Genomic DNA, 21,960 nt, shown 5'->3' on the forward strand with positions numbered 1-21,960 from the left:
TAATCGTTGCCTGAACCTGACGACGAAACGTCGATTTTCCCGAAACATGATATATCCTTCACTTCTTGCTTCGGGAGGGTTCATCCTACGCAAAAAGCGCAAAACAAGCCCCCCCCCCCGTGATTTCGAAGTGTAGCGCCAGCGGGAAGATATTTGGGGGACTATGTTTCTAAGGGGTTATGACGGGGAGTTACGGGGGTGTCTTTGGCGGCGCGATATGGTCATGCAGGAGACCATGTGTGTGCGAGCACGTCGGTATGGCCGGTCACCCCATACAGGTGCCCGGCCATACCGCAGCCGGTCACCGGCGACGGGAGCGCGCCGTCGTGATGGAGAATCCCGCGGCAAGCATGATGCATGCCGTCACTGCGAGCAGCAGCGTCTGGGCGCCCGTCTTCGAGAGGGTTTCCGTGCCCGCCGTGCCGGGTTTGGAGGTATCGGCGTTGCCGCCGGCGCCGGGTTTGACGCCACCGGGACGCTCGGGCTGTCCGCCGCTGCCAGGCTGTTCGGGATCCTCGCCACCTCCTGGTTCCTCACCGCCGCCGGGCTGCTTGCGCTCCAGCCCGTCGCGAGCCTGAGTCAGGGCCTTTACGGCCTTGTCCAGATCGCCCTGCGTGGTGGATCGCCGTCCGCACTCCTCCTGCGCGGCGGCCAACGCCTCGGCGAACGCCTTCCACGATTCGGCAGTGTAATCGCCTTCTCTGAGAGCCTGAGCCGACGCGATGGCGTCGGACAACGGGCCACGGTCCAGACGCGCGTCGGACAGCGCGGCGATGGCATCATTCAGCCGTGCCGCAAGGGCGTCCACGTCGGACTGGGAGATGTGCGCCATGTCGGTGGCTACGGCGGCGGCAAGAGCCTCGCGCATCGTCGCCCACGCAGCCCTGTCGTACTGCGATTCGACCAGACCGTTCGCCGCCCGCTTCGCCGCATCCAACGCGGCCGCATCGATGTGCACGATTGACTCGTTGAACGCGGTCGTCGCCTGGCGCAGCGCGTCCGCCGCGGCGTCCACCTTATCGGCGTCTCCGGCGGCTGCACCGTGTGCGGCCTTGGCGTCGTCGATGGCCTGGCGCAGAGCGTCCGCGGCGCTTTGCGGATGCTGCCCCTCGTATTCGCCGACGCTGCCCGCCGTCTGCGCGTCCTCCAGCGTCTTGACCGCCGCATCCAGCACGACCTGATAGCGCTCCTGCGCGTCAAGCTGCGCGAGCGCCGTGTCGGCCGACCGCCGCAACGCAGCCGCGGCGTCATCGAGATCCTGTTGCGTCACCGTGCCGTAGGCGTCGGAGACCTGCTTGGCGCTTGCCCTCGCCTCGGCCAATGCGGCCGACGACGCGGGCAGGCCATGCGCGTCCAGAGACGCGATCAGCGCCGCGGCGTCATCGATCGCCACATACAGCGCGTTGCGGTCGAGCGACACGTAGCCGGTGCGGTAGAACTCGGACACCGCGTCTTCGACGGTCGTCGTCCACCGGCCGGCCTCGCGCGAGGTCAGTCCGGCGTCCAGCGCCGCCCGCGCCCGCTCCAGCACGACTTCGAGCTTGGTCTTCGCCGCCCGGGTGACGTTGCCGGCGTATTCGCCGACGGTGAGCTTGCCGAGCGCGGTCTCGACGGACGAGAGGTAGCTTTCCAGAGACGCCCCTGCATCCGCCTGATACAGGTACAACTCGTTGATGGCGACGGGGTTCTCGTTGAGCACGGTGATGCGTACCGCGTCGGTGTAGACGGGCCGTGCAAGGCGGGCCACGATCTCCGGCTTCATCTGCGCATTGCCGGAATAGTCGGTCAGCGTCTTCCACTGGTCGGCTGCACCATCGCCCGCACCGCCGCCGTCCTGCGGCACCACGCGGTATTCGGCCTTGAACCGCACCGGCTCGCTGTTACCGGAGGCCAGCAGGCCGAGCATGTTGATGTCCGCGGCCTTCGCGAGCGTGAATGTCAGGGTCTTGTCAGCCGTGGCCGTCAAGGTGGCCGCGCTGTCGCGGTCTCCGTCCGTCAGCTTGGCGAGGTCGGCGGCCGTGAGCGTCGAGCCGTCCGAGGCCGTCGTCTTGGCGTCGCGAGCCACGTTGCCGGGCGTCGCGTAGACCTCGATCTCGGACACCAGCGGCCATGCGGGCGAGCCGCTGGAGGGGATGCGGGCGTCGGCGATGTCCATGCGGATGCGTGTGATGCTCATGCCGACCGGCACGTCCATCACGATGCCCTGCTGTTTGCTCAGGTCGGCTTCGGTTCGTTCGGCGACCGTATGTTCGTCGCCGTTCGCGTCGATCACCTTCAACGTGAACTGCATGCTGCGGTCGGGCTGGCCTTCCTCGAACTTGAGCCGTATGCTGTCGACCTCACGGGCTTTGGCGTAGTCGAGCTGGAACCATGCCGGCGTGGCGCCGTCGCGGGACACCCATGCGGTCGCCTTGCCGTCCACCAGCGCGCCGGCGTTCTCGGGCGCGTCCTTGGTGGGCGACGACGTGATGGCGGCCGAGGTGGCGATGTTCACGCCTTCGATGGTGTCGCCGGCCTCCTGCAGCAGTTCGAGTTCGGCGAGCGCCGGCCATGCGGTGCCACCGACCGACCCCGTGAACTCCACGGTGACGTGTTCGACCTCCTCGCCAAGATTCGCCGCATACACCTGATCGAGGGCGCCCTGGTTCTGCGTCTCGTCGATCAGTGTCCGCTCGGTACCGTCAGCGAGCCCCGCGACGACCCTGAACTGGAACAGGCGGCCGGCCGTCTCGAACACGAGCCGCACGCGGTCCACACGCTGCGCCGACGCCAGGTCGATCCGATACCAGTTCGGGTCGGACCCGTTGCCGACCCACAGCGTACCGTCGTCGCCGTCGTTGCCGTTCGACGCGGGCCGCTCGCTGGGGCCGGCGCTTGCGGCGCCGCCGAGCGCCAGGTTCGTGTACTCGGGCTGCGGCTGCGCGGCTCCCCAGACGGACAGCTCGTAGATGCCGGTCAGGTCCCGCCCGTTCGTCGAATGCAACTTCCAACGCACCTTGGAGCCGAGTATGTCGGCGGCGACCTCGTTCTTGGAGCTGACGGCATCGGCTTCGCTGCGGCCTATCTCGACCCATCCCGAGCCGTTCCAGACCTCGATCTCGTAGCGCAGCGGGAAGTCGGCCGCGATCTGCTGCAGGGTGATGCCGGCGCCGGTGATCGAATACGTGCCGCCGAGGTCGACCACCAGCGTGGCGTCGGTCTTGCCCGTCTGCGTCCAGCCGGTGTCGGTGTTGCCGTCGGTCACGTCCGGGACGACGGTGCCGGTGTCCTCGTCGGTCACGTCATGTCCCAGCGCCAGGTTCGTGCGTTCGACCGCGGTGCCACCGTCGGTGACGTCGTCCATCGCGGTGACCGAATACTGGTCGAGGATGATCTTGCCGAGCGCTTTCTGGTCGACATCATCCGCGGCTTCGGTCGCGAAACCATACCCGTCCTCGTCGCTTTTGCGGTTCGCCCACTGCCAGCCGTAGTCGAACCAGTCCGGGTCGGTGAAGTCGGTGCCGTGCTCCAGTTTGTTCAGCCGGTTGTCCACGTACGTCTTCCACCGCCGATAGTAGTAGTCGCCGGTCAGCCCGGCCCACTGGCGGTTGGAATAGTCGATGAGCGAGCCGTTCTTGTTCAGACCCCACGTGGTGACGAGCGCACGCGCGTTGAGCTCGAACAGGTCGGCGGTCCAATCGTCCGCGCCGTCGAGCATCGTGCGGGCATCGTCGATCCATGCGCCCACGAGGAAGTCGTCCGAGCTGGAAAGCAGCTTGTCCTGCGCCTTGATGATGTCCAGCATCCGGGACGACAGTGTCCGGAACGTCTCCAGATCGCCCGACTTGTACGCCTGCCCGGCGAGCGGCTGGTATTCCTGGAAGCTGTTGGCCAGCACCTGCCGCATCACGTCGACGTAATCGTAGCGGAAGCCGGCCGAGTCCTTGTACGAGTCATACGCCTGCTCGAACAGGGCCGCGGCCTTCTCGAACTGCCGCTTGTCGTAATCTATGTCGCTGTGGCCCCACGTGGACGCCGAGCCGATGGTGTTGTCGGACGGGCGGGCGTTGATGATGGATTCGCTCGCGCCCTGATAGTATTCGCCGTCCGTGTGCTTGTAGGCGGTGTCAAGCAGGATGCCCCACGCCTTCTCGATCGTCCCGTCGGTTCCGCCGTACCGGCGCTCGGCATACTCCTGCGTCCAGGAGCGATAGTCGACCGGATCCTGCTCCCAGGTCATGTCGAACAGCAGCTCGTAGACGATCGGCGAATTGTCGATGGCTTCGGGCGTGATGCCGATGCCGCGCATATAACCGCTGGAGTTGTAGGCTTTCGTGATGTCCTGGGAGATCACCTCCGGCACTCCGTCAAGGCCCATGCGTCCGCCGAAGTTGTGCAACATGTTCCACACCCACGGCACGCCCTGGTTCTCCATCGCGCTGGCCTGCGAGCGCAGGTCGCTCTGCAGGTCGAGCACGAGCGCCTGGCCCTTGTCCGCGAGCCCGGAGAGCTTCGTCTCGTCGATGCCCCACTGCCACTGCTGCATCACCCACACGGCCGCCGGGTCATGGTCGAGCATCTTGCGCTGCACGGTGCGGTAGATGTCGACGATGTCGAAGCCGTCTGGAACCATGCCGCCCTCATGGAACGGATCGACCGCGTAGTAGTTCGACACCTTGCCGAACACGTTCTCCTGAGCTTTGTAGAACGTGTCGCCGACCTTCTGGAAGTAGTCCTCCTTGCCGGCCGCCTTGTCGGCGTCGGTCAGATACGTCTTGATCATGTACGGGCGGTCGAAACCGGACCATGTGCCGGACGACGCGGCCACCGACGTCGGGTTCTTCTCCTGGAAGTCGGCCGGCACCTGACCGCCGAAGCCCTGGATGACCGGCGTGATGCCGTACGCCTGCATGCGGTCGTGTATCCTGCGGCCGAGCTCGACGCGCTGCTCGAACCATGCGGCGGGCAGGGGGCCTCCGACCGAGTACAGGTTCTGCATGTAGAACCATGCGTAGTATCCCGGCCCGGACAGGTATTCGCGCACCTCGTCGTCGCTGTAGCCGTATTGGGTGAGCGTCTCGCGCAGCACCTCCTCCTGTCCGACGATGTCGAGCATGAGGTTCACGCCGTTCATCGCCGCCCAGTCGAGGAACGGCTCGTAATCATCCCAGTTCCAGAACGCCATCGTGTACGAGTAGGTGCAGAAGTTGAGCGCGTACCGGTACTCGTAGTTCGTGTATTTGAGGATTTTCCGGCCGACTGCAGGCAGGCTCTCCGGCATGGACAGCTGGGAGCCGAACAGCGGGTTGTAGTCGACCTTGCACCAGTGGCGCAGATAATAATTGAGGCCGGACGCGAGCGAGACGCCGTTGTTGCCGCGGATGGAGATCCGGCCGTCGCCGGTGTCTGAGATTTCGAACACGTCCTTGCCGTCAGCCTTGCCGCGCAGCTGGAAGTCGAACTTGTCGACCCACCGCTCGCCGATCACGCGGCCGACGAGGTTTCTGACCTCGGTGACGGTCTTCTCGGCGGCATAGTCGGAGTCGGTCTCTACGCGGGCCCACTCCCGGCCCCACGAGCTTGAGTCGAAGTCGGTGACGGAGATGGCCTTGGGGCTGGCCTGCTCGTCGGAGACCTTGGTGCCGTGGAAAGCGACTTCGGCGAGGTTGACCTGCTGGGCGGCGGAGTTGTAGCTGACGCTGATGCGCGCGTATGCGGCTTCGGTGGCATCGATGGGATGCGTGTCGGCGGCACCGCTCGCGGGGGCGTCATCGCTCTTGTAGGCCACCTTGCCGTAGTCGGCGCCGTCCTTGGACAGATAGACCTCGTAGTGGTAGTACGAGCCGGTGAGGTTGGTGATGTCGATCTGCGAGATGCTGTATGTGCCGTGCAGGTCGAAGTCGAGGAAGCGGCGGTAGTCCTGCATCGACGAGTCTGCGGGCGACTGCCAGTAGGTCGCCGGATCGCCGTCGACTGCGGCGGCCGCAGCATGGCCGTCCGCGGCGGCACCGCTCGCCGTGACGCCGGCGATCGCCGGTTCCACGGCGCGCGCGAGGCGTCCGGATGTGATCAGGCCGCACATGAGTGTCGCCATGGCGACGAGCAGGGCCGTCGCGCGACGCCGCCATGATCGGGGGCAGGTCGGAGGATGTTCGGGCGAGTGCCCACGACGATGACGAGCGGATGAAACCATCATTGATTGCCCTTGTCTTCTCTTGATTTTCAGTAAGAACCGCGCCGGCGAACATTGCCGGATTTTGTTAACAATATATACAAAGAATGGGACATGGCGCGCCCGCATCACGCCGCGCCGCGCCGCTTTCAACCGCCCCTGTACCACACAATGCGATTTTTGGCGGTTTTTGTGCTGGTGTGGTACAGCGCCGATTCAGGACAATTCGGGCGAATTCCTCAGATCATTGGAAAATGGCGGTTCCTGAATTCTTGTTCGTTGCCATACCAGCTCAAAAACGCGTCGAAATCGCATTGTGTGGCAAACGCTGTGCCACACAATGCGATTTTGACCACAAATTGACGTGGTGTGGCACAATCCCCAGATGCCGGACCGCGGATATGCCGGCAATAGACAAAAAGGGTTCCAGGCGATGCACCCGGAACCCCGATATGCGGACAGGGCGAGATTCGAACTCGCGGTGGCTTGCACCACAACGGTTTTCAAGACCGTCTCTTTAGGCCGCTCAGACACCTGTCCTTATGTGCGCCACGAAGCGCACAAGATTCAATTATACATCCGGCGTGGATGTTCTCCGCCACCGGATGCGGTCGACGCCGAAGCGATCAGGCTTCCCACTTGGTCGGCTCGATGACTTCCTTGCCGCCCATGTAGGGGCGCATGGCCTGCGGAATCTCGATGGAGCCATCCTTCTGCTGATGGTTCTCCAGGATCGCGACGAGCCAGCGCGTGGTGGCCAGCGTGCCGTTGAGCGTGGAGACCGCGCGGGTGGAACCGTCCTCGTTGCGCTCGCGGATGTTCAGGCGGCGGGCCTGGTACTCGGTGCAGTTCGAGGTGGAGGTGAGCTCGCGGTAGCGGCCCTGGGTCGGGATCCACGCCTCGGTGTCGAACTTGCGGGCTGCGGAGGAGCCGAGATCGCCGGCGGCGGTGTCGATGACGCGGTACGGCACCTCGACCTTGGCGAGCATCTCCTCCTCCATGCTCAGCAGGTGCTGGTGCTCCTTGTAGGAGTCCTCCTGCTTGGTGTAGACGAACATCTCCACCTTGTCGAACTGGTGCACGCGGATGATGCCGGACGTATCCTTGCCTGCGGCGCCGGCCTCGCGGCGGTAGCAGGAGCTCCAGCCGCAGTAGCGCAGCGGGCCGTTGGACAGGTCGAGGATCTCGTTCTCGTGCATGCCGGCGAGCGCCACCTCGGAGGTGCCGACCAGGTACTGCTCGTCAGGCTCGCGCAGACGGTAGATCTCGTCGGCGTGGGAGTTGAGGAAGCCGGTGCCGGCCATGACTTCGGGACGCACCAGCGTCGGGGTGATGGCGAGCACGAAGCCGTGCTTCTCGGCCTGATCGACGGCCATGGTCAGCATGGCGATCTGCATGCGGGCGACCGCGCCGCGCAGGAAGTAGAAGCGGGAGCCGCCGACCTTGACGCCGCGGCGCATGTCGATGCCGGCCACGCCGGTGCCGAGGGTCAGGTGGTCTTTCGGCTCGAAGCCTTCGGCCGCGAAGTCGCGGGGCTGGCCGACCTTCTTGACGACAACGTAATCGTCCTCGCCGCCTTCCGGGGCCTCGGGTTCGACGACGTTCGACAGCTTCCACATGGCGGTGGTGTATTCCTCGGCGGCGACGTCCGCGGTGGCCTTGTATTCGGCGACCTTGGCGGACAGCTCCTTGGTCTGCGCGATCAGCGCGGCCTTCTCGTCGGCGGGCGCGGCGGCAACCTTCTTGCCGATCTCCTTCTGCTGGGCGCGGGCCTCCTCGAACTCCTTGAGCGCGAAGCGACGGGTCTCGTCGGAGCGCAGCACCTCGTCGACTAGTTCGACGGATTCGCCGCGCTTGCGCTGGGATTCCTTGACAATGTCAGCATGTTCGCGAATGAATTGAATATCAAGCATGTGCCTAACACTACCGCCGTAAGCCGACACGGACAATACCCCTCGACCGGCCCTTGAACGGCCCGCCGCACACATCACGGCCACTCCCTCCCCTCGGCCGGCGCGGCCGTTGCATCGCCGCATCCGACTACGGAGCCGGAGAACAGAGTTCCGAGCGGATTCACATGACGTTCATTGCGGCTCCATGTGCCGTCTCTTCGGGCTTCCTACGCTGGCGTTGCACATCGGTTCCCGTGCGACGACCGTTCGCGCCCTGCGACGCGTCGCTCGGGAATCTTCAGCAAGAAGGAGTATCCATGCGTATTTCAACACGCATTCAAAGCCTGCTGGTCTCGGCAGCGCTGCTGGTGCCGCTGGTGGCGATGCCAGTCACCGCAGCCTACGCGCAGCCGACCGAGGAAAAGACCGCGGCGTCCTGGTCGGGCGTCGTCATCAACGAGGCGTATCTGTCCGGCGGCAGCAAGGGCGCCGCATACAAGAACAAATTCATCGAACTGTACAACACCACCGACAATGACGTGACGCTCGACGGCACCTCGCTGCAGTACCGTCCGGCGAGCGGCACGGGCGCGAGCAACGCCGCCGCCGACCTGACCGGCGTCATCAAGGCCAAGGGCCACTATCTGATCAAGGCGGGCTCGAACGGCTCCGACGGTGCCGAGCTGCCGCAAGCGGACGCCACCGCCACCAACCTCAACGCCAGCGGCACCAAAGGCACGCTGTTCCTCGCCGCCACGACAAGCAAGCTCAGCCCGGCCGTCGGCGACACCACGGCGAACGCCGACATCATCGACGCGCTCGGCTACGGCGACACCAACACGTTCGAGAAGGCGGCTGCCACCGCGCCGAAGAGCAACGCCGACGTGAAGTCGCTGAACCGCGCGAACGGCGTGGACACAAACGACAACAGCGCCGACTTCACGCTGAGCGCCGACATCACCCCCGAAGGCACCGGCGAAGGATCCCAGCCGACACCGAAACCAGACCCGACGCCCGGCGACTGCCCGACCGGCGAGGCCGAAATCGCGCAGATCCAGGGCACCACCGACACCAGCCCGTGTGTCGGCAAGACCGTGACCACCACAGGCGTGGTGACCGCGGCCTACCCGGACGGCGGATTCAACGGCTACACCATCCAGACGCCGGCAACCGGAGGCGCGGTCGACCTCGCCGAGCACAAGGCGTCCGACGGCCTGTTCGTATACGATTCGAAGAACGTCAAGGATCTTCAGATCGGCGACTATGTCAAGGTCAACGGCACGATCAGCGAATACTACGGCCTGACCGAGCTCAACGCGAGCTCCGTCACGAAGCTCTCCGACAAGGTCGAGGCCCCGAAGGCCTCCACCGTGGCGTTCCCGAAGACCGACACCGAGCGCGAAAGCCTGGAAAGCATGCTGATCGCGCCGCAGGGCGACTACACCGTTTCGGACGTGTACAACACGAACAAGTACGGCGAGATCGGACTCGCGGCATCGAACAAGCCGTTCCTCAACCCCACCGTCAAGGGCCTCAAGGGCGACGCCGAAACCGGTGCCGCATACCAGGCCGAACTCGACCGCATCGAAGCCGAGGGCGTGTACCTGGACGACGGCTCCAGCCGCAACTTCCTCGACACGAAGTACCCGGACAACGCCGACACGCCGCTGCCGTACCTGTCGAACGACCAGCCGGTGCGCGTGGGCGAGAAGGTCACGTTCACCAAGCCCGTCGTGCTCGACTACCGCAACAGCGCGTGGCGCTTCCAGCCGACCGAACGCCTGACCGGAGACAACGCCGACGCGCAGCCGGTGACGTTCACCAGCACCCGCACCGACACGCCCGATCTGGCCGCGGTCGGAGGCGACATCAGGCTCGCCACGTTCAACGTGCTCAACTACTTCTCCACCACCGCCGACAAGACCGGCTGCTCCACGAGCAACGCCTACACCGACCGTGACGGCAACCCGGTCACCGCGAAGAACTGCGACGTGCGCGGCGCATGGGACAAGGCCAACATGGAACGCCAGCGGGCGAAGATCGTCAAGGCCATCAACAACCTCGGCGCCGACGTGGTCTCGCTGGAGGAGATCGAGAACTCTGCCAAGGCCGCCAGCTCCGTGCCGGCATCATTCAAGGGCGAGCGCCGCGACTACGCGCTCTCCACGCTGGTCGACGCGCTCAACGAGCAGGCCGGCGAAGGCACCTGGGCCTACGTGCCCAGCCCGCAGACCGTCCCCGACCTCGACGTGGAGGACGTGATCCGCACCGCGTTCATCTACAAGCCCGCCAAGGTCGCGACCGTCGGCGAAACCCGAATCCTCACCGACTCCGACGCATTCAACGGCAAGAACGGCTACGAGCACGGCCGCCAGCCCGACGCCCAGGCGTTCAAGGCCAAGGGCGCCGCCGACTCCGATGCGTTCCTCGTCGTCGCCAACCACTTCAAGTCCAAGGGCTCGGCGAGCAACGCGCTCAACCAGGATCCCGGCGACGGCTCCGGCAACGCCGACTACACCCGTCAGGCGCAAGCCGACGCGCTGCTCGCGTTCACCGATGAGGTGAAGAGCGATCTCAAGCTGGAGAAGGTCTTCCTCGTCGGCGACTTCAACGCCTACTACGCCGAAAAACCGATCCAGAAGATCGTGGCGGCCGGACACACCGACCTAAGCGAGCAGGTGAGCGAAAAGACCGGCAAGTACACCTACGCCTACACCGTCAAGGACGAATCCGGCAACACGAACGGAGGGGTCGGCTCGCTCGACCACATCTTCGCCAACGAGGCCGCGATGCGGTCCGTGACCGGCGCGGACATCTGGAACATCAACTCCGTCGAATCCGTGGCGCTGGAATACTCGCGCTACAACTACAATGCGAAGAACCTGTACCAGGCCGATCAGTTCCGCGCCTCCGACCATGATCCGGTGATCATCGGAATCTCGGCCTCCGGCACGACCGGCGGCACGGCCACGCTGAATCTGCTGAACTTCAACGATTTCCATGGCCGTATCGGCAAGAACCTGACGGTGCCGTTCGCCGCTACCATCGAGCAGCTGCGCGCCGAGCACCCGGATTCGTCGCTGCTGCTGGCGGCCGGCGACAGCATCGGCGCCTCGCTGTTCAATTCGTCGGTGCAGAAGGACCAGCCGACCATCGACGTGCTCAACGCGCTGGGGCTCAAGGCCTCCGCGGTCGGCAACCACGAGTTCGACCAGGGGTACGACGACCTGACCGGCCGCGTGATCGGCACCGACGGCAAGCGCAACGCGCAGTGGGATTATCTCGGCGCGAACGTGTACAAGAAGGGCACCGGTACGCCGGCGCTTCAGGAATACAGCATCCAGAACGTCAATGGCGTGCGGGTCGGCGTGATCGGCGTGGTCACGCAGGAGACCTCCACGCTCGTCTCCCCCGGCGGCATCGAAGGCATCGAGTTCGGCGACCCGGTCGAGGCCGTGAACCGCGTGGCCCGTCAGCTCACCGACGGCGACGAGTCGAACGGCGAGGCCGACGTGATCGTGGCCGAATACCACGAGGGCGCCGCCTCCAACGAGGATGGCGCCACCGCCAAGCCGACCATCGACGAGCAGAAGGCCGCCAGCCCGGTGTTCAAGAAGATCGTCGACGACACCGACCCGGCGGTCGACGTGATCTTCACCGCGCACACGCACATGAAGTACTCGTACACCGATCCGGCCCACAACGGACGCCCGGTCATCCAGACCGGCAGCTACGCCGCGAACATCGGCCAGGTCGTGCTCGACTACGACAAGGCCACCGGCACCGTCACCTACCGCAAGTCCGGCAACGTGGCGGTCGACACCAGCAAGAGCGACGACGAGCTCGCGGCCGCCGGCGACGACACCGTCAGGAACGTGAAGAGCATCGTCGACGCCGCCGTGGCCAAGGGCCAGGAGGAAGGCGACAAGCCAGTCGGCTCCATCGCCGCCGACATCACCACCGCCTTCAAGGACGGCGCGCGCGACGACCGTGCCTCCGAATCCACGATGGGTAACCTCGTCGCCGACTCGCTGCTCGACTCACTGTCGTCCGAGGACCGCGGCGGCGCCGAAATCGGCGTGGTGAACCCCGGCGGCCTGCGCGCCGAATTCTGCAAGACCGGCGACAACGAGAAGTGCACGATCGCCGCCGACGGCACCATCACCTATGCCCAGGCCAACGCCGTGCTGCCGTTCCTCAACAACCTGTGGACCACCACACTCACCGGAGCCCAGTTCAAGGAAGCCCTCGAACAGCAGTGGCAGACCGACGCCGACGGCAACGTGCCCTCCCGCCCGTACCTGCAGCTCGGCCTGTCGCACAACGTCTCCTACACCTATGATCCGAACGCGGCGCAGGGCAATCACATCACTTCGGTGACCGTGAACGGCAAGCCGCTCGACCTCAAGCGCGAGTACCGCATCGGCTCCTTCTCGTTCCTGCTGCAGGGCGGCGACAACTTCCGCGCCTTCGCCGCCGGCAAGGACACGAAGGACACCGGTCTGGTCGACCGTGACGCATGGATCGACTACATCTCCAAGAACTCGCCGCTCAAGCCGCGCTACGACCGTCGCGCGGTGGCCGTCACCGGCATCCCGGCCGGTGGCAAGGTCACGGCCGGTACCTCGTTCGATCTGCAGTTCTCGAAGCTCACGCTCACCTCGCTGGGCGTGCCCGCCGAGACCAAGCTGGTCGCCACGATCGACGGCACCGAGGTCGGCTCCGCGGCCGTCAAGGACGGCGACACCGCCACATTGCAGGTCGCGGTTCCCGCCGGGCTGCCGGCTGGCGCGGCGACGCTCACCGTCAAGGCCGTGACCAACGGCACAACCGTGACGCTGCCGCTGACCGTCGCCGCCGGCACCTCGACCGAACCTCAGCCCGGCAAGCCCGGCAAGCCCGAGCAGCCTGGTCAGACGAAGCCCGGTACGGGCGATGAACGGCACGACGGCGCGAACAACGCAGCCGGCAATGGCGGCAACGCCGGCGCCGTCGAGCAGCTGTCGCAGACCGGCGCACCCGTGGTGGCGGTGGTCGTCGCCATGATGGCGTTGCTGGCCGCCGGTCTCACCGCGGTCCGCACGTCGAAGCGAGCCGATCGCATACGCTGACCGGCCAGCTGAACTGGCCACAGTCCTCCGCGTGGTGGGACGCGCCCCAACGGGTGCCTCCCGCCACGCGGATTTTTTATGCGCGCAGCGAGACCGGGGGTGGTCGCCAACACACCAAGCCACCGTCAGACTCGCTACGCGAGCCAGCTCCCACCAGCAGGAGCAAGACGACGCACCTCCCAATGACAACACAAGACCGAGGCCGGTCGCCGTGGCATCCGCTTCGTTCCTCTCCCCACGCATGCCCCCGCCCGTGAATATCGTGTGGGAATCGTCGAATTTCGGCAGGGCGAAACCATTACAAGCCACTTGAACGTTCACAATGGGAGGTATGCCGCTAGCCGCCATCATCACCATAGCCGTCATCGCCGGCGTCATCGTCCTCATCGTCGCCGTGACGTTCGCCCTTCGCGCCCGCCGCCACAAGCGCCTGTCGCAGCAGCTCGTCAAACGCAACGACGATCAGGTGCATTACGTCTTCGTCGTGAACCCGTCCAAGCCGCAGGCCGCCCAGCGGCGCGCGCACATCGAACAGTTCTGCCGTGACAAGGGACTGACCGACGTGGAATTCATCGACACGCAGCTCGACAAGGACGGCCGCGCATGCGCCAAGGAGGCGCTCGCCAACGGCGCCGACGTAGTGGTCGCGGTCGGCGGCGACGGCACTGTCCGCACGGTCGCGAGCGCCATGTCCGGCACCGGCCATGCCATGGGCATCATCCCGATCGGCACCGGCAACCTGTTCGCCCGCAACATGGGTATTCCGATCGACGACATCGACGCGGCGCTCACCGTCGCCACATCGCACGGGTCGCGGCACGTGGACGTCGGCCGTCTCTCGCTGCTGGACGATCCGAAGGCCGATCACGGCCACGCATTCCTGATCATCGCCGGGGTCGGTTTCGATGCCGCCATGATCGACGACACCGACCCGCAGCTGAAGAAGAACATCAGCTGGCTGGCGTATTTCGTCGGCGGCGTGAAGAACCTGTTCACCCCGAAATACCGGGGCGACGTGACCATCACCAGCACGGACGGCAGCATGCACACCCGTCATGGCGTGGCATTCCGCACGTTCATGGCCGGCAACTGCGGGCAGATCCCCGTGTTCTCGCTGATGCCCAACGCCTCATACGACGATGGCATCCTCGATTTCGAGATCATCGACACATCGGGCGGCATTTTCGGCTGGGCGAACCTGTTCGGCGATGTGGTGCACCAGACCATCACCGGCAAGCCCGGATCGAACCCACTGTCGACGAATTCGACGATGGACCAGATTCAGGGAGTGAGCGCGGAGATCACGCTGGAGAAGCCGGTGCTAGCCCAGGTCGACGGCGACATGCTCGGCCGCACGCGGCATCTGCGATTCACCGTCGACCGCGAGGCGCTGTGCGTGCGCGTGCCGGAGGTCGCGCCCGACATGTCAGCGACGGGAATCATCCCGCCGATTCGCGATTGATACGAAACCGACGCTCTCAAAACTTGCAGATAGAGGCCGTTTTTCATGGAAAATGGCCTCTATCTGCAAGTTTTGAGAGCGCTACTCATGCTTACGCGCATCCGCGACGACCCGTGCGACGTGCAACGCCAGGTATGCGACCTCATCTTCGGTGAGGTTGGAGCCCAGACGCAGCGAGGCGACGGTGCCGATGGTCTGCGCGCACTGCATGGCCTTGGGATATGACTGCCGGATCGATGCGATGATCGGCTCGGGTTCCTTGTCGAGCTGCTTGCCCTGATGGATGCGTACGAACAGGTAGCGCAAATGGGTGATGAACCGGCCGACGTTGACGCTGTGCTGATCAAGCGAGACGCCGTAGGTCTGCTCGATGATGGTCAGCATCTGCTGGATGACGCCGGTCATCTTGTATGTGTCGGACAGGTCGCCGTTCGCGAAGCCGGCGTTGACCAGATGCAACGCCAATGCCACGGCCTCGCTGCCGGGCAGGACACCGTTCAGGTGACGGTTGAGTTCATTGACCAGCCGCGAGGCCTGCGCGTACTCGGACGCGTACAGCGACTGGACTTCCGCCTGCAGCGGATATGCGATGTTGACGTGGCGCTGCGCCCTCTGCACCGCACCGGTGATGTGGTCGGCGAGCGCCATGACAAGCGTGGGCTGCGATTCGGCCTGTTCCGCGAGCCCGGTCGCCGTCATGGCGTCCGTCACCAGTCGAATGATCTCCGGAGGTATCTCGGACAGCAGTTCCGCGATATGGTCCGGGTCTCGGCCGTCGGCCGGAACGAACACGCGCACGATTTTCGCGTCGTCGACGCGCTGGCCGGGTTTGGCCTGGAATCCCAGGCCGCGCCCGGTGACGATGACCTCGCGGGCACCGTCCTTGGCGAGTACGACGTTGTTGTTGAACACGCGAAGAATTTTCACGGCATTCCTTCCGGCCGCTCGGCCGTTGCGCCGATTGGCTCTTGATGCGGTCAGCGCTGGATGTCCAGCACTTCCTGGCCCGCCTGCACGTCCACGCCCGTCTTCGGGGTGACGCCGGCAAGCGCCGCGGTGTTCAGCACCGTCATCAGTGTCGTGGTGCTGTATCCCGCCTCCTTGACCTTATCAAAGTCGACGGTCACCAGCGTGTCGCCCGCGTTCACGCGCTGGTTGGCGCTGACGGCAACGTGGAAGCCCTCGCCGTTCATCTTCACCGTGTCGATGCCGACGTGCACCAGCACTTCGATGCCGTCGTCGGTCTTCAGGCCGAAGGCGTGACCGGTCTCGGCCACGGTCTGCAGCACGCCGGAGACCGGCGCGACCACGGTGGAATCAGTGGGCTGGATGCCCACACCCTCGCCGAGCGCGCGGGAGGCGAACACCGGGTCGCCGGCGTCGTCGAGCGACACGACATGGCCTGCGACGGGGGCGCCGACCGTGGTGGTGCGAACGGCGGTGGCAGTAGCGGTCGCGGTGGCGGTCGCCACCGGTGCAGCGTCCGCCGGCGCCGTCTCGACGGCGGTCCCGTCAGACTCGCTGGCGGCGTTCATCTCGGCCTTCTGCTCGGGAGTACGGTAATCGAGCATGATGATCAGCACCATCGAGACGATGAACGACACGGCGATGGAGACGGCGTACACCCACATCTGGCTGAACACCGGGATGGTGAGCAGGGAGGTGAACGCGAACGCGTTGGTGGTCACGCCGCGCACCGATTCGCCGGCTGCAGTGACGGACGGGAACAGCCAGCCGAGCACCGCGATGACGACGCCACCGGCGAAGCAGCCGACCAGCATGCGCTTGTAGATCAGCTTGTAGCGCAGGTGGATGCCGTACAGGCTCGGCTCGCCCTCGCCACCGAGCAGGCCGGCGGCGAGGGCGCCGAGCGAGGTCTGGCGCATGTCCTTGTTCTTGTCGCGGATGGAGATGAACAGCACGCCGGCGGTCGCGCCGAAGCAGGCGAAGTTCCACACGCCCATCGGGCCCTGGATGAAGTCGTAGCCAAGGGACTGGATGTTCATCAGCATCAGGGCGTTGAGCGGCCAGTGCAGGCCGAGCGGCACAAGGAACGGGTAGAGCATCGGGATCAGGATCGCGAAGATGAACGGGGCGTGGCCGTTGAGCCAGGCCAAGCCGACACCGAGCCAGTTGCCGGCGAGGATGCCGAGCGGGCCGATGAGGAAGGCGGTGAGGGCGCCGACGATGATCATCGAGAAGAACGGCACGAACACGATCTGCACGCTGTCAAGGATAATCTTCTTGAGCCCGTGGTAGACGAGCGCGAGCACGGCAGCCATCAGCAGCGGCACGAACACGTTGCCGCTGTAGTCGTTGAGCAGCATCGGAATGCCAAACACCTTGGTCGAGCAGGAGGTGGTGCCCAGCGTGGCGCTCTTGACGCAGGTGGTCACGCCCTTCCACTTTTCGGAGTCCATCAGGTCGGCGAACTGCGGGGTCATCAGAGCGGCCATAATGGAGCCACCGAGCCACGGGTCGACCTTGAGCTTCTTCGAGGCGTTGTAGGCAATCATGATCGGCAGGAAGTAGAACACGCCCTTCCAGATGGCCTTGATGAACACCAGGCTGGTGTTGGCTTCCTCGCCCGGCACGATACCGATGGAGATGCACAGGTTGATCAGGGCGATGATGATCGACGCGCCGAGCAGCACGCCCAGGATCGGGCGGAACGAGTCGGACAGGTACTCGAAGAACGAGTCCATCCACGCGACTTTGCCGCGCACCTTGGCGCGCTCGGCGGCTTTGACGTCGGCATCGGACTGCGCCTTGTCGCCGGCGACCGCGCCCTTGCCAGCGCCGACGCCCGCCATCTCGGGCAGGTGCATGATGTTCTCGTACATTGTGGCGACCGCGCCGCCGATGACGACCTGGTAACGGTCGCCGGACTGCGGCACCGCTCCCAGCACGCCCTTCATGGTCTCCAGCCGGTGCTGGTCTACTTTGCCCGCGTCGACGAGTTCGAAACGCAGGCGAGTCACGCAGTGCGTCAGGCTCTTGACGTTGCCCGCGCCACCGATCGCTTCGATGATCTGCGATGCAGTTGATGCTGCCATCTCACATCCCTTTCCGTGAATCTTCCATTGATCCGTCTCCGGTGCCGGGTCGCAAAACAAAAAAAAGACCTGAGATATGGATAGTAGATATGGATAGTCCTATCCGTATCTCAGGTCTTGCGTCTTGTCGACTTGCAACCCTGCATCGAGTCGATTGGTATGTTAACTTCAGATGAACTGCGACACGCCGATAAATCACAAAGATGGCATCGCAACCATTCGGACGATGAGCTGGTGGCCGATGCGGCCCGCCTTTCATCTATATAAACATCCATATAAGCATCATCGCCGGCTCACGCGACGCATGTTTCGCGGGCACCCGTCACTGTGCGCGGGTCGCGTCACGCTGTGCGACCCCGCACCAAGTGACGCTATGACGAAAACCCTTGCAATCACTGGGCTTTGGGGATATCGTCACTGTGCGAGGGGTCGCGCAGCGTGACGCGGCCCGCGCACAGTGACGCAAAACCCGCGCAGCGTGACGACCGGTCGGAACATAGAGCACCGACCGGCCGTATGGCGTGGAACCATTTTCGGATCTCGCCGCGCGAGACATCACCCGCAATTGACGGGGCGGGCGGCGCGCTCGCGGCTCAGCCCGCACGTACGCCGCCTTACGGACGCATCACGGCGCCCATCCGCGAAGACCCGCTACCGCTACAGCGTGAACTTCCGGGAAGCGGCGGCTCCGGTCGTGGCGAAATCGGAGCCCTTGGACTGCAGCGAGGCCACGGCCGTCACCTTGTGCGAGCCGGGCGCAAGCGCCTTCGGCAGACGAACCGTCCAGGCACCGGCGTTCCCGACGATCGCGACGTAGCTCTTGCCATCCACCGTCACCGTGACCTTCGCGCCGGCGGCGGCATCGACCATACCGGATATCTGGCCGGCGGCGAGCTTGGCGAACTTCGGCTGTCCGACGTTGATGGACAGGTTGAAGCCGTGCTTGAACATCGCCTCGGCGTTGTACTTGCTGTCAACGATGGCGAAGCCACCGGCGACCGCATCGTCATCGGCCGCGTCATCGCAGGAGCTCATGTTGCCGTACGAATCCACGCCGATCGAGTAGTGGCCGGACACGATGGCACCGCCCGAGTCACCGCTCAGCAGGAAGGCGCTGAAGTGGAAGTCGTACACGTCGAGCAGCTCGCCGTTGTCGTTCACGCTTTCGGTGACCTTGTCGGCGGTGACGACGCCGCATGTCCAACCGCTGGTCGAACCGGACTTGCAGGCGGGCATACCGATGGTGACGCAGACGCGTCCCAGACCTGCAACGGGATGCCATCATCCTGCGTGAAATTACCCACACCCTTGGTGGTCAGGTCTGGGCCGGTGGTGTCTGCGCCTCACGTGGACAGCTCGGCCGGGTTCTTGTACTTGCTCGTGGACAGGCGGTCGAGTATACCGGCATCGTTGTTGTCGCCGACATGGCCGTATGCGGTCGCGCCGACGGTGTCGCGCAAATCGGAGACGTTCTCCTTGCGGCTGCGTACGTGGTGGATGCCGGGCACTACCACGAACGCAGCCGATGGCACTGTCACTTTCGACCAGCTGCCGTTCGACGCTGCCGGCACGTACGAGTACACGCTCGTGCAGGTCGCCGGCAACGCCGATGGCGTCACGTATGACAGCACCGAGTACGCGGCGACCATCACCGTGACCGCGACGGCCGACAACACGCTGACCGCCGCCGTCTCGTATGCGAAGGATGGCGAGACCGTTGACGCGGCCACGTTCGCCAACATGCACAAGGCGCCGACGAAGCCTGGCGAGCCGACGCAGCCGGCTGAGCTCGTTAGTTAAGCCCGGTACCAAGCCGACCAAGCCCAGCAAGCCGAAGGTCACGATCTTCAAGCCGCAGGTTCAGGTCGCGCCTTCCGCCGATGCGGTGAAGACGCTCGCGAAGACCGGTTCCACGACCGGTGCCATCGTGATTGCCGCCCTCTTCGCGGCAAAGGCCAATCCATCAACCTCTCGCCGGTTCCAAGCGCCTTTGATTCCCCATGCCGTTGGCATATCGGCGTCGATGGCCAACACAGACCGCCTCTGCCGTGCCATTTCCACTCGTCCCTTCCTCCCGCGTCTCCATCCCCTATGTTCCGCCCTTCGCCATCCTGTCCTCCGGGGCTATCCGTCGTACTCTGTCACTCCACTAATCAATCCTCTAGGGTCAATCGTGCTTCCTCGCATCCTTGTCGCCGTGCCCCTTTTCCGCCATGTCCCTTTCCTCCGCGTCTCTTTTCGCTGCATTCTTTTCCGCCTTCCCCCTCCCCGCCGTCATCCTCTTATCTGGTACACCGGTACATTACGGGTTCAAATAGCCGTTATTCACAATTGCATGTGCGAAATGGTCGTTTTTGGGCTTTGAAACGACCATTTCGCACGGGGGATACCAGATAACGGCTATTTGAACCCGTAATGTACCGGTGTACCTAATGACAGAGCGGATAGAGCTGGGCGCACATGGCATGCGCAGGCAGCACGCCCGGCAACATCACCAACATTCTCGAACAAAAAATCACAATTTCTCACAAAAACGTAACCCAAATGACACCGGTCGTGGCAAAATAGAAGCATGGTAGCAAACAATGCGGGCAAGCCCGCCACCCCAGCTGATCTGATCAATGTCGACGAAGTCATCGGCAAGTACTATGACCTCGTCCCCGACCCGGCGGTTCCGGAGCAGCGTGTCATCTTCGGCACGTCCGGCCACCGTGGTTCGTCCCTGAAGACCTCGTTCAACGAGGCCCACATCGTCGCCATCACACAGGCCATCGCCGAGTACCGCAAGAAGGCCGGCGTCACCGGCCCGCTGTACCTCGGACGCGACACCCACGCCCTGTCCGGTCCGGCCGAGAAGACCGCCATAGAGGTGCTCGTCGCCAACGGCGTGCACGTGCGCGTCGACTCCCGCGGCGATTTCGTCCCCACGCCAGTCGTCTCCCAGGCGATCCTGACGCACAACCGCGCGGCCGACGGCACCCAGCGCTTCGAAGGCGAGGGCCTGGCCGACGGCATCGTGGTCACCCCGAGCCACAACCCGCCCACCGATGGCGGCTTCAAGTACGATCCGGTCACCGGCGGCCCGGCACCGGCCGAGACCACCAACGCCATCGCCGCCCGCGCCAACGAACTGCTCGGCGACTTCAAGTCCATCAAGCGAGTGCCCTACGAGGAGGCCATCAAGTCCGAGTACGTCGAGGGCTTCGACTTCCGCGAGCACTACGTCGCCGACCTGGGCAACGTCATCGACTTCGACGTGATCCGCGACTCCGGCGTGCGCCTGGGCATCGATCCGCTTGGCGGCGCCTCCGTGAACTATTGGCCGCTCATCAACGAGAAGTACGGCCTGAACATCGGCGTGGTGCGCCCCGAGGTCGACCCGACCTGGCGCTTCATGACCATCGACCACGACGGCAAGATCCGCATGGATCCGAGCTCCCCGTACGCGATGAAGGGCCTCGTGGACCAGCTCAACGCCGGTGCCTGGGACAAGTACGACCTGGTGGGCGGCACCGACCCGGACGCCGACCGCCACGGCATCGTCTGCCCGAACTGGGGCGTGATGAACCCGAACCATTACATCGCCGTGTGCGTCGAGTACCTGTTCGGCGGCAACCGTCCGGGCTGGCCGGAAGGCACCGGCATCGGCAAGACCCTGGTCTCCTCCTCCCTGATCGACCGCGTGGCCTCGTCCATCAACGCGAAGCTCGTCGAGGTTCCGGTCGGCTTCAAGTGGTTCGTGGATCCGCTGTTCAGCGGCGAGGTCGCGTTCGGCGGCGAGGAGAGCTCCGGCATGAGCTTCCTGCGCCGCGACGGCCGCGTGTGGACCACCGACAAGGATGGTCTGATCCCCGACCTGCTGGCCGCCGAGATCACCGCCAAGACCGGCAAGAACCCCGCGCAGCTGCATCAGGATCAGGTGGCTCGCTTCGGCGAGAGCTGGTACAAGCGCGTCGACACCCCGACTACGCTGGAGCAGAAGGCCAAGTTCGCCAAGCTCACCGGCGATGACGTGGCCGCCACGCAGCTGGCCGGCGAGGACATCACCGCCAAGCTGACCGAGGCGCCGGGCAATCACGCCAAGATCGGCGGCCTGAAGGTCACCACCAAGGATAACTGGTTCGCGGCCCGCCCGTCCGGCACCGAGAACATCTACAAGGTGTACGCCGAATCCTTCGTCTCCCCCGAGGCGCTCGACAAGGTGCTCGACGAGGCCAAGCTCGTCGTCGACAAGGCATTGGGCGAATGAGATCCACGCAACGCATGGCCGGGCTGGCGGCCCGTTAGC

At 64.7% G+C, this 21,960-nt stretch carries 11 protein-coding genes and 1 tRNA gene; 4 read left to right on the forward strand and 8 right to left on the reverse strand.

All coding sequences use genetic code 11. The features are described from left to right. Positions 1 to 301: 301 nt before the first annotated feature. The 3 genes from BBBF_RS07495 to serS all read right to left on the reverse strand — a co-directional run bounded on the left by BBBF_RS07495 (position 302) and on the right by serS (position 8,064). Positions 302 to 6,061, reverse strand: a complete 5,760-nt coding sequence (locus BBBF_RS07495; RefSeq protein ID WP_231855215.1) for an alpha-N-acetylglucosaminidase TIM-barrel domain-containing protein — start codon at positions 6,059 to 6,061, stop codon at positions 302 to 304. A 545-nt stretch (positions 6,062 to 6,606) separates the two neighbouring features. Next, positions 6,607 to 6,691 (reverse strand) — tRNA-Ser (locus tag BBBF_RS07500). An 86-nt stretch (positions 6,692 to 6,777) separates the two neighbouring features. Further along, a complete protein-coding gene (gene serS / locus BBBF_RS07505) occupies positions 6,778 to 8,064 on the reverse strand; it encodes a serine--tRNA ligase (protein WP_021647739.1) in 1,287 nt (428 codons plus the stop codon). A 296-nt stretch (positions 8,065 to 8,360) separates the two neighbouring features. Here serS and BBBF_RS07510 point away from each other — a divergent pair, with 296 nt between their 5' ends. Next, positions 8,361 to 13,154, forward strand: coding sequence for an ExeM/NucH family extracellular endonuclease (locus BBBF_RS07510; RefSeq protein ID WP_021647738.1), 4,794 nt, complete (start codon positions 8,361 to 8,363; stop codon positions 13,152 to 13,154). 331 nt (positions 13,155 to 13,485) lie between these two features. Continuing rightward, entirely contained in the window at positions 13,486 to 14,616 is a 1,131-nt protein-coding gene (locus BBBF_RS07515; RefSeq protein WP_013363837.1) for a diacylglycerol/lipid kinase family protein, read from the forward strand. An 81-nt stretch (positions 14,617 to 14,697) separates the two neighbouring features. Here the strand turns inward: BBBF_RS07515 and BBBF_RS07520 are convergent, their stop codons facing one another. The 4 genes from BBBF_RS07520 to BBBF_RS10020 form a co-directional block, all read right to left on the reverse strand. Beyond that, the gene (locus BBBF_RS07520) at positions 14,698 to 15,543 is read right to left on the reverse strand and encodes a PRD domain-containing protein (protein WP_003814628.1); all 846 of its coding nucleotides are present in this window, start codon (positions 15,541 to 15,543) and stop codon (positions 14,698 to 14,700) included. Positions 15,544 to 15,593: 50 nt separating this feature from the next. After that, on the reverse strand, positions 15,594 to 17,672 hold the full coding sequence (locus tag BBBF_RS07525) for a glucose PTS transporter subunit IIA (RefSeq protein WP_021647737.1): 2,079 nt from the start codon (positions 17,670 to 17,672) through the stop codon (positions 15,594 to 15,596). Positions 17,673 to 18,329: 657 nt separating this feature from the next. Further along, on the reverse strand, positions 18,330 to 18,908 hold the full coding sequence (locus BBBF_RS07530) for a hypothetical protein (protein ID WP_003821809.1): 579 nt from the start codon (positions 18,906 to 18,908) through the stop codon (positions 18,330 to 18,332). A 107-nt stretch (positions 18,909 to 19,015) separates the two neighbouring features. Beyond that, positions 19,016 to 19,186 carry a hypothetical protein gene (locus tag BBBF_RS10020; protein ID WP_162175198.1) on the reverse strand — a complete coding sequence of 57 codons (171 nt, stop codon included), beginning with the start codon at positions 19,184 to 19,186 and terminating at the stop codon, positions 19,016 to 19,018. Here BBBF_RS10020 and BBBF_RS07535 point away from each other — a divergent pair. Then, positions 19,170 to 19,472, forward strand: a complete 303-nt coding sequence (locus BBBF_RS07535; RefSeq protein ID WP_021647734.1) for a Spy0128 family protein — start codon at positions 19,170 to 19,172, stop codon at positions 19,470 to 19,472. The two genes, BBBF_RS10020 and BBBF_RS07535, sit on opposite strands and share 17 nt — an antisense overlap. 60 nt (positions 19,473 to 19,532) lie before the next feature. Here BBBF_RS07535 and BBBF_RS07540 read toward each other — a convergent pair whose 3' ends face one another. Continuing rightward, the gene (locus BBBF_RS07540; RefSeq protein WP_225840968.1) at positions 19,533 to 19,703 is read right to left on the reverse strand and encodes a hypothetical protein; all 171 of its coding nucleotides are present in this window, start codon (positions 19,701 to 19,703) and stop codon (positions 19,533 to 19,535) included. A 541-nt stretch (positions 19,704 to 20,244) separates the two neighbouring features. On the opposite strand from BBBF_RS07540, the gene pgm reads away from it, so the two are divergent. Continuing rightward, positions 20,245 to 21,921, forward strand: coding sequence for a phosphoglucomutase (alpha-D-glucose-1,6-bisphosphate-dependent) (gene pgm, locus BBBF_RS07545; RefSeq protein ID WP_003814621.1), 1,677 nt, complete (start codon positions 20,245 to 20,247; stop codon positions 21,919 to 21,921). Positions 21,922 to 21,960 lie beyond the last annotated feature (39 nt).

Source organism: Bifidobacterium bifidum ATCC 29521 = JCM 1255 = DSM 20456, assembly GCF_001025135.1.
In the GTDB taxonomy this organism is placed as follows: domain Bacteria; phylum Actinomycetota; class Actinomycetes; order Actinomycetales; family Bifidobacteriaceae; genus Bifidobacterium; species Bifidobacterium bifidum.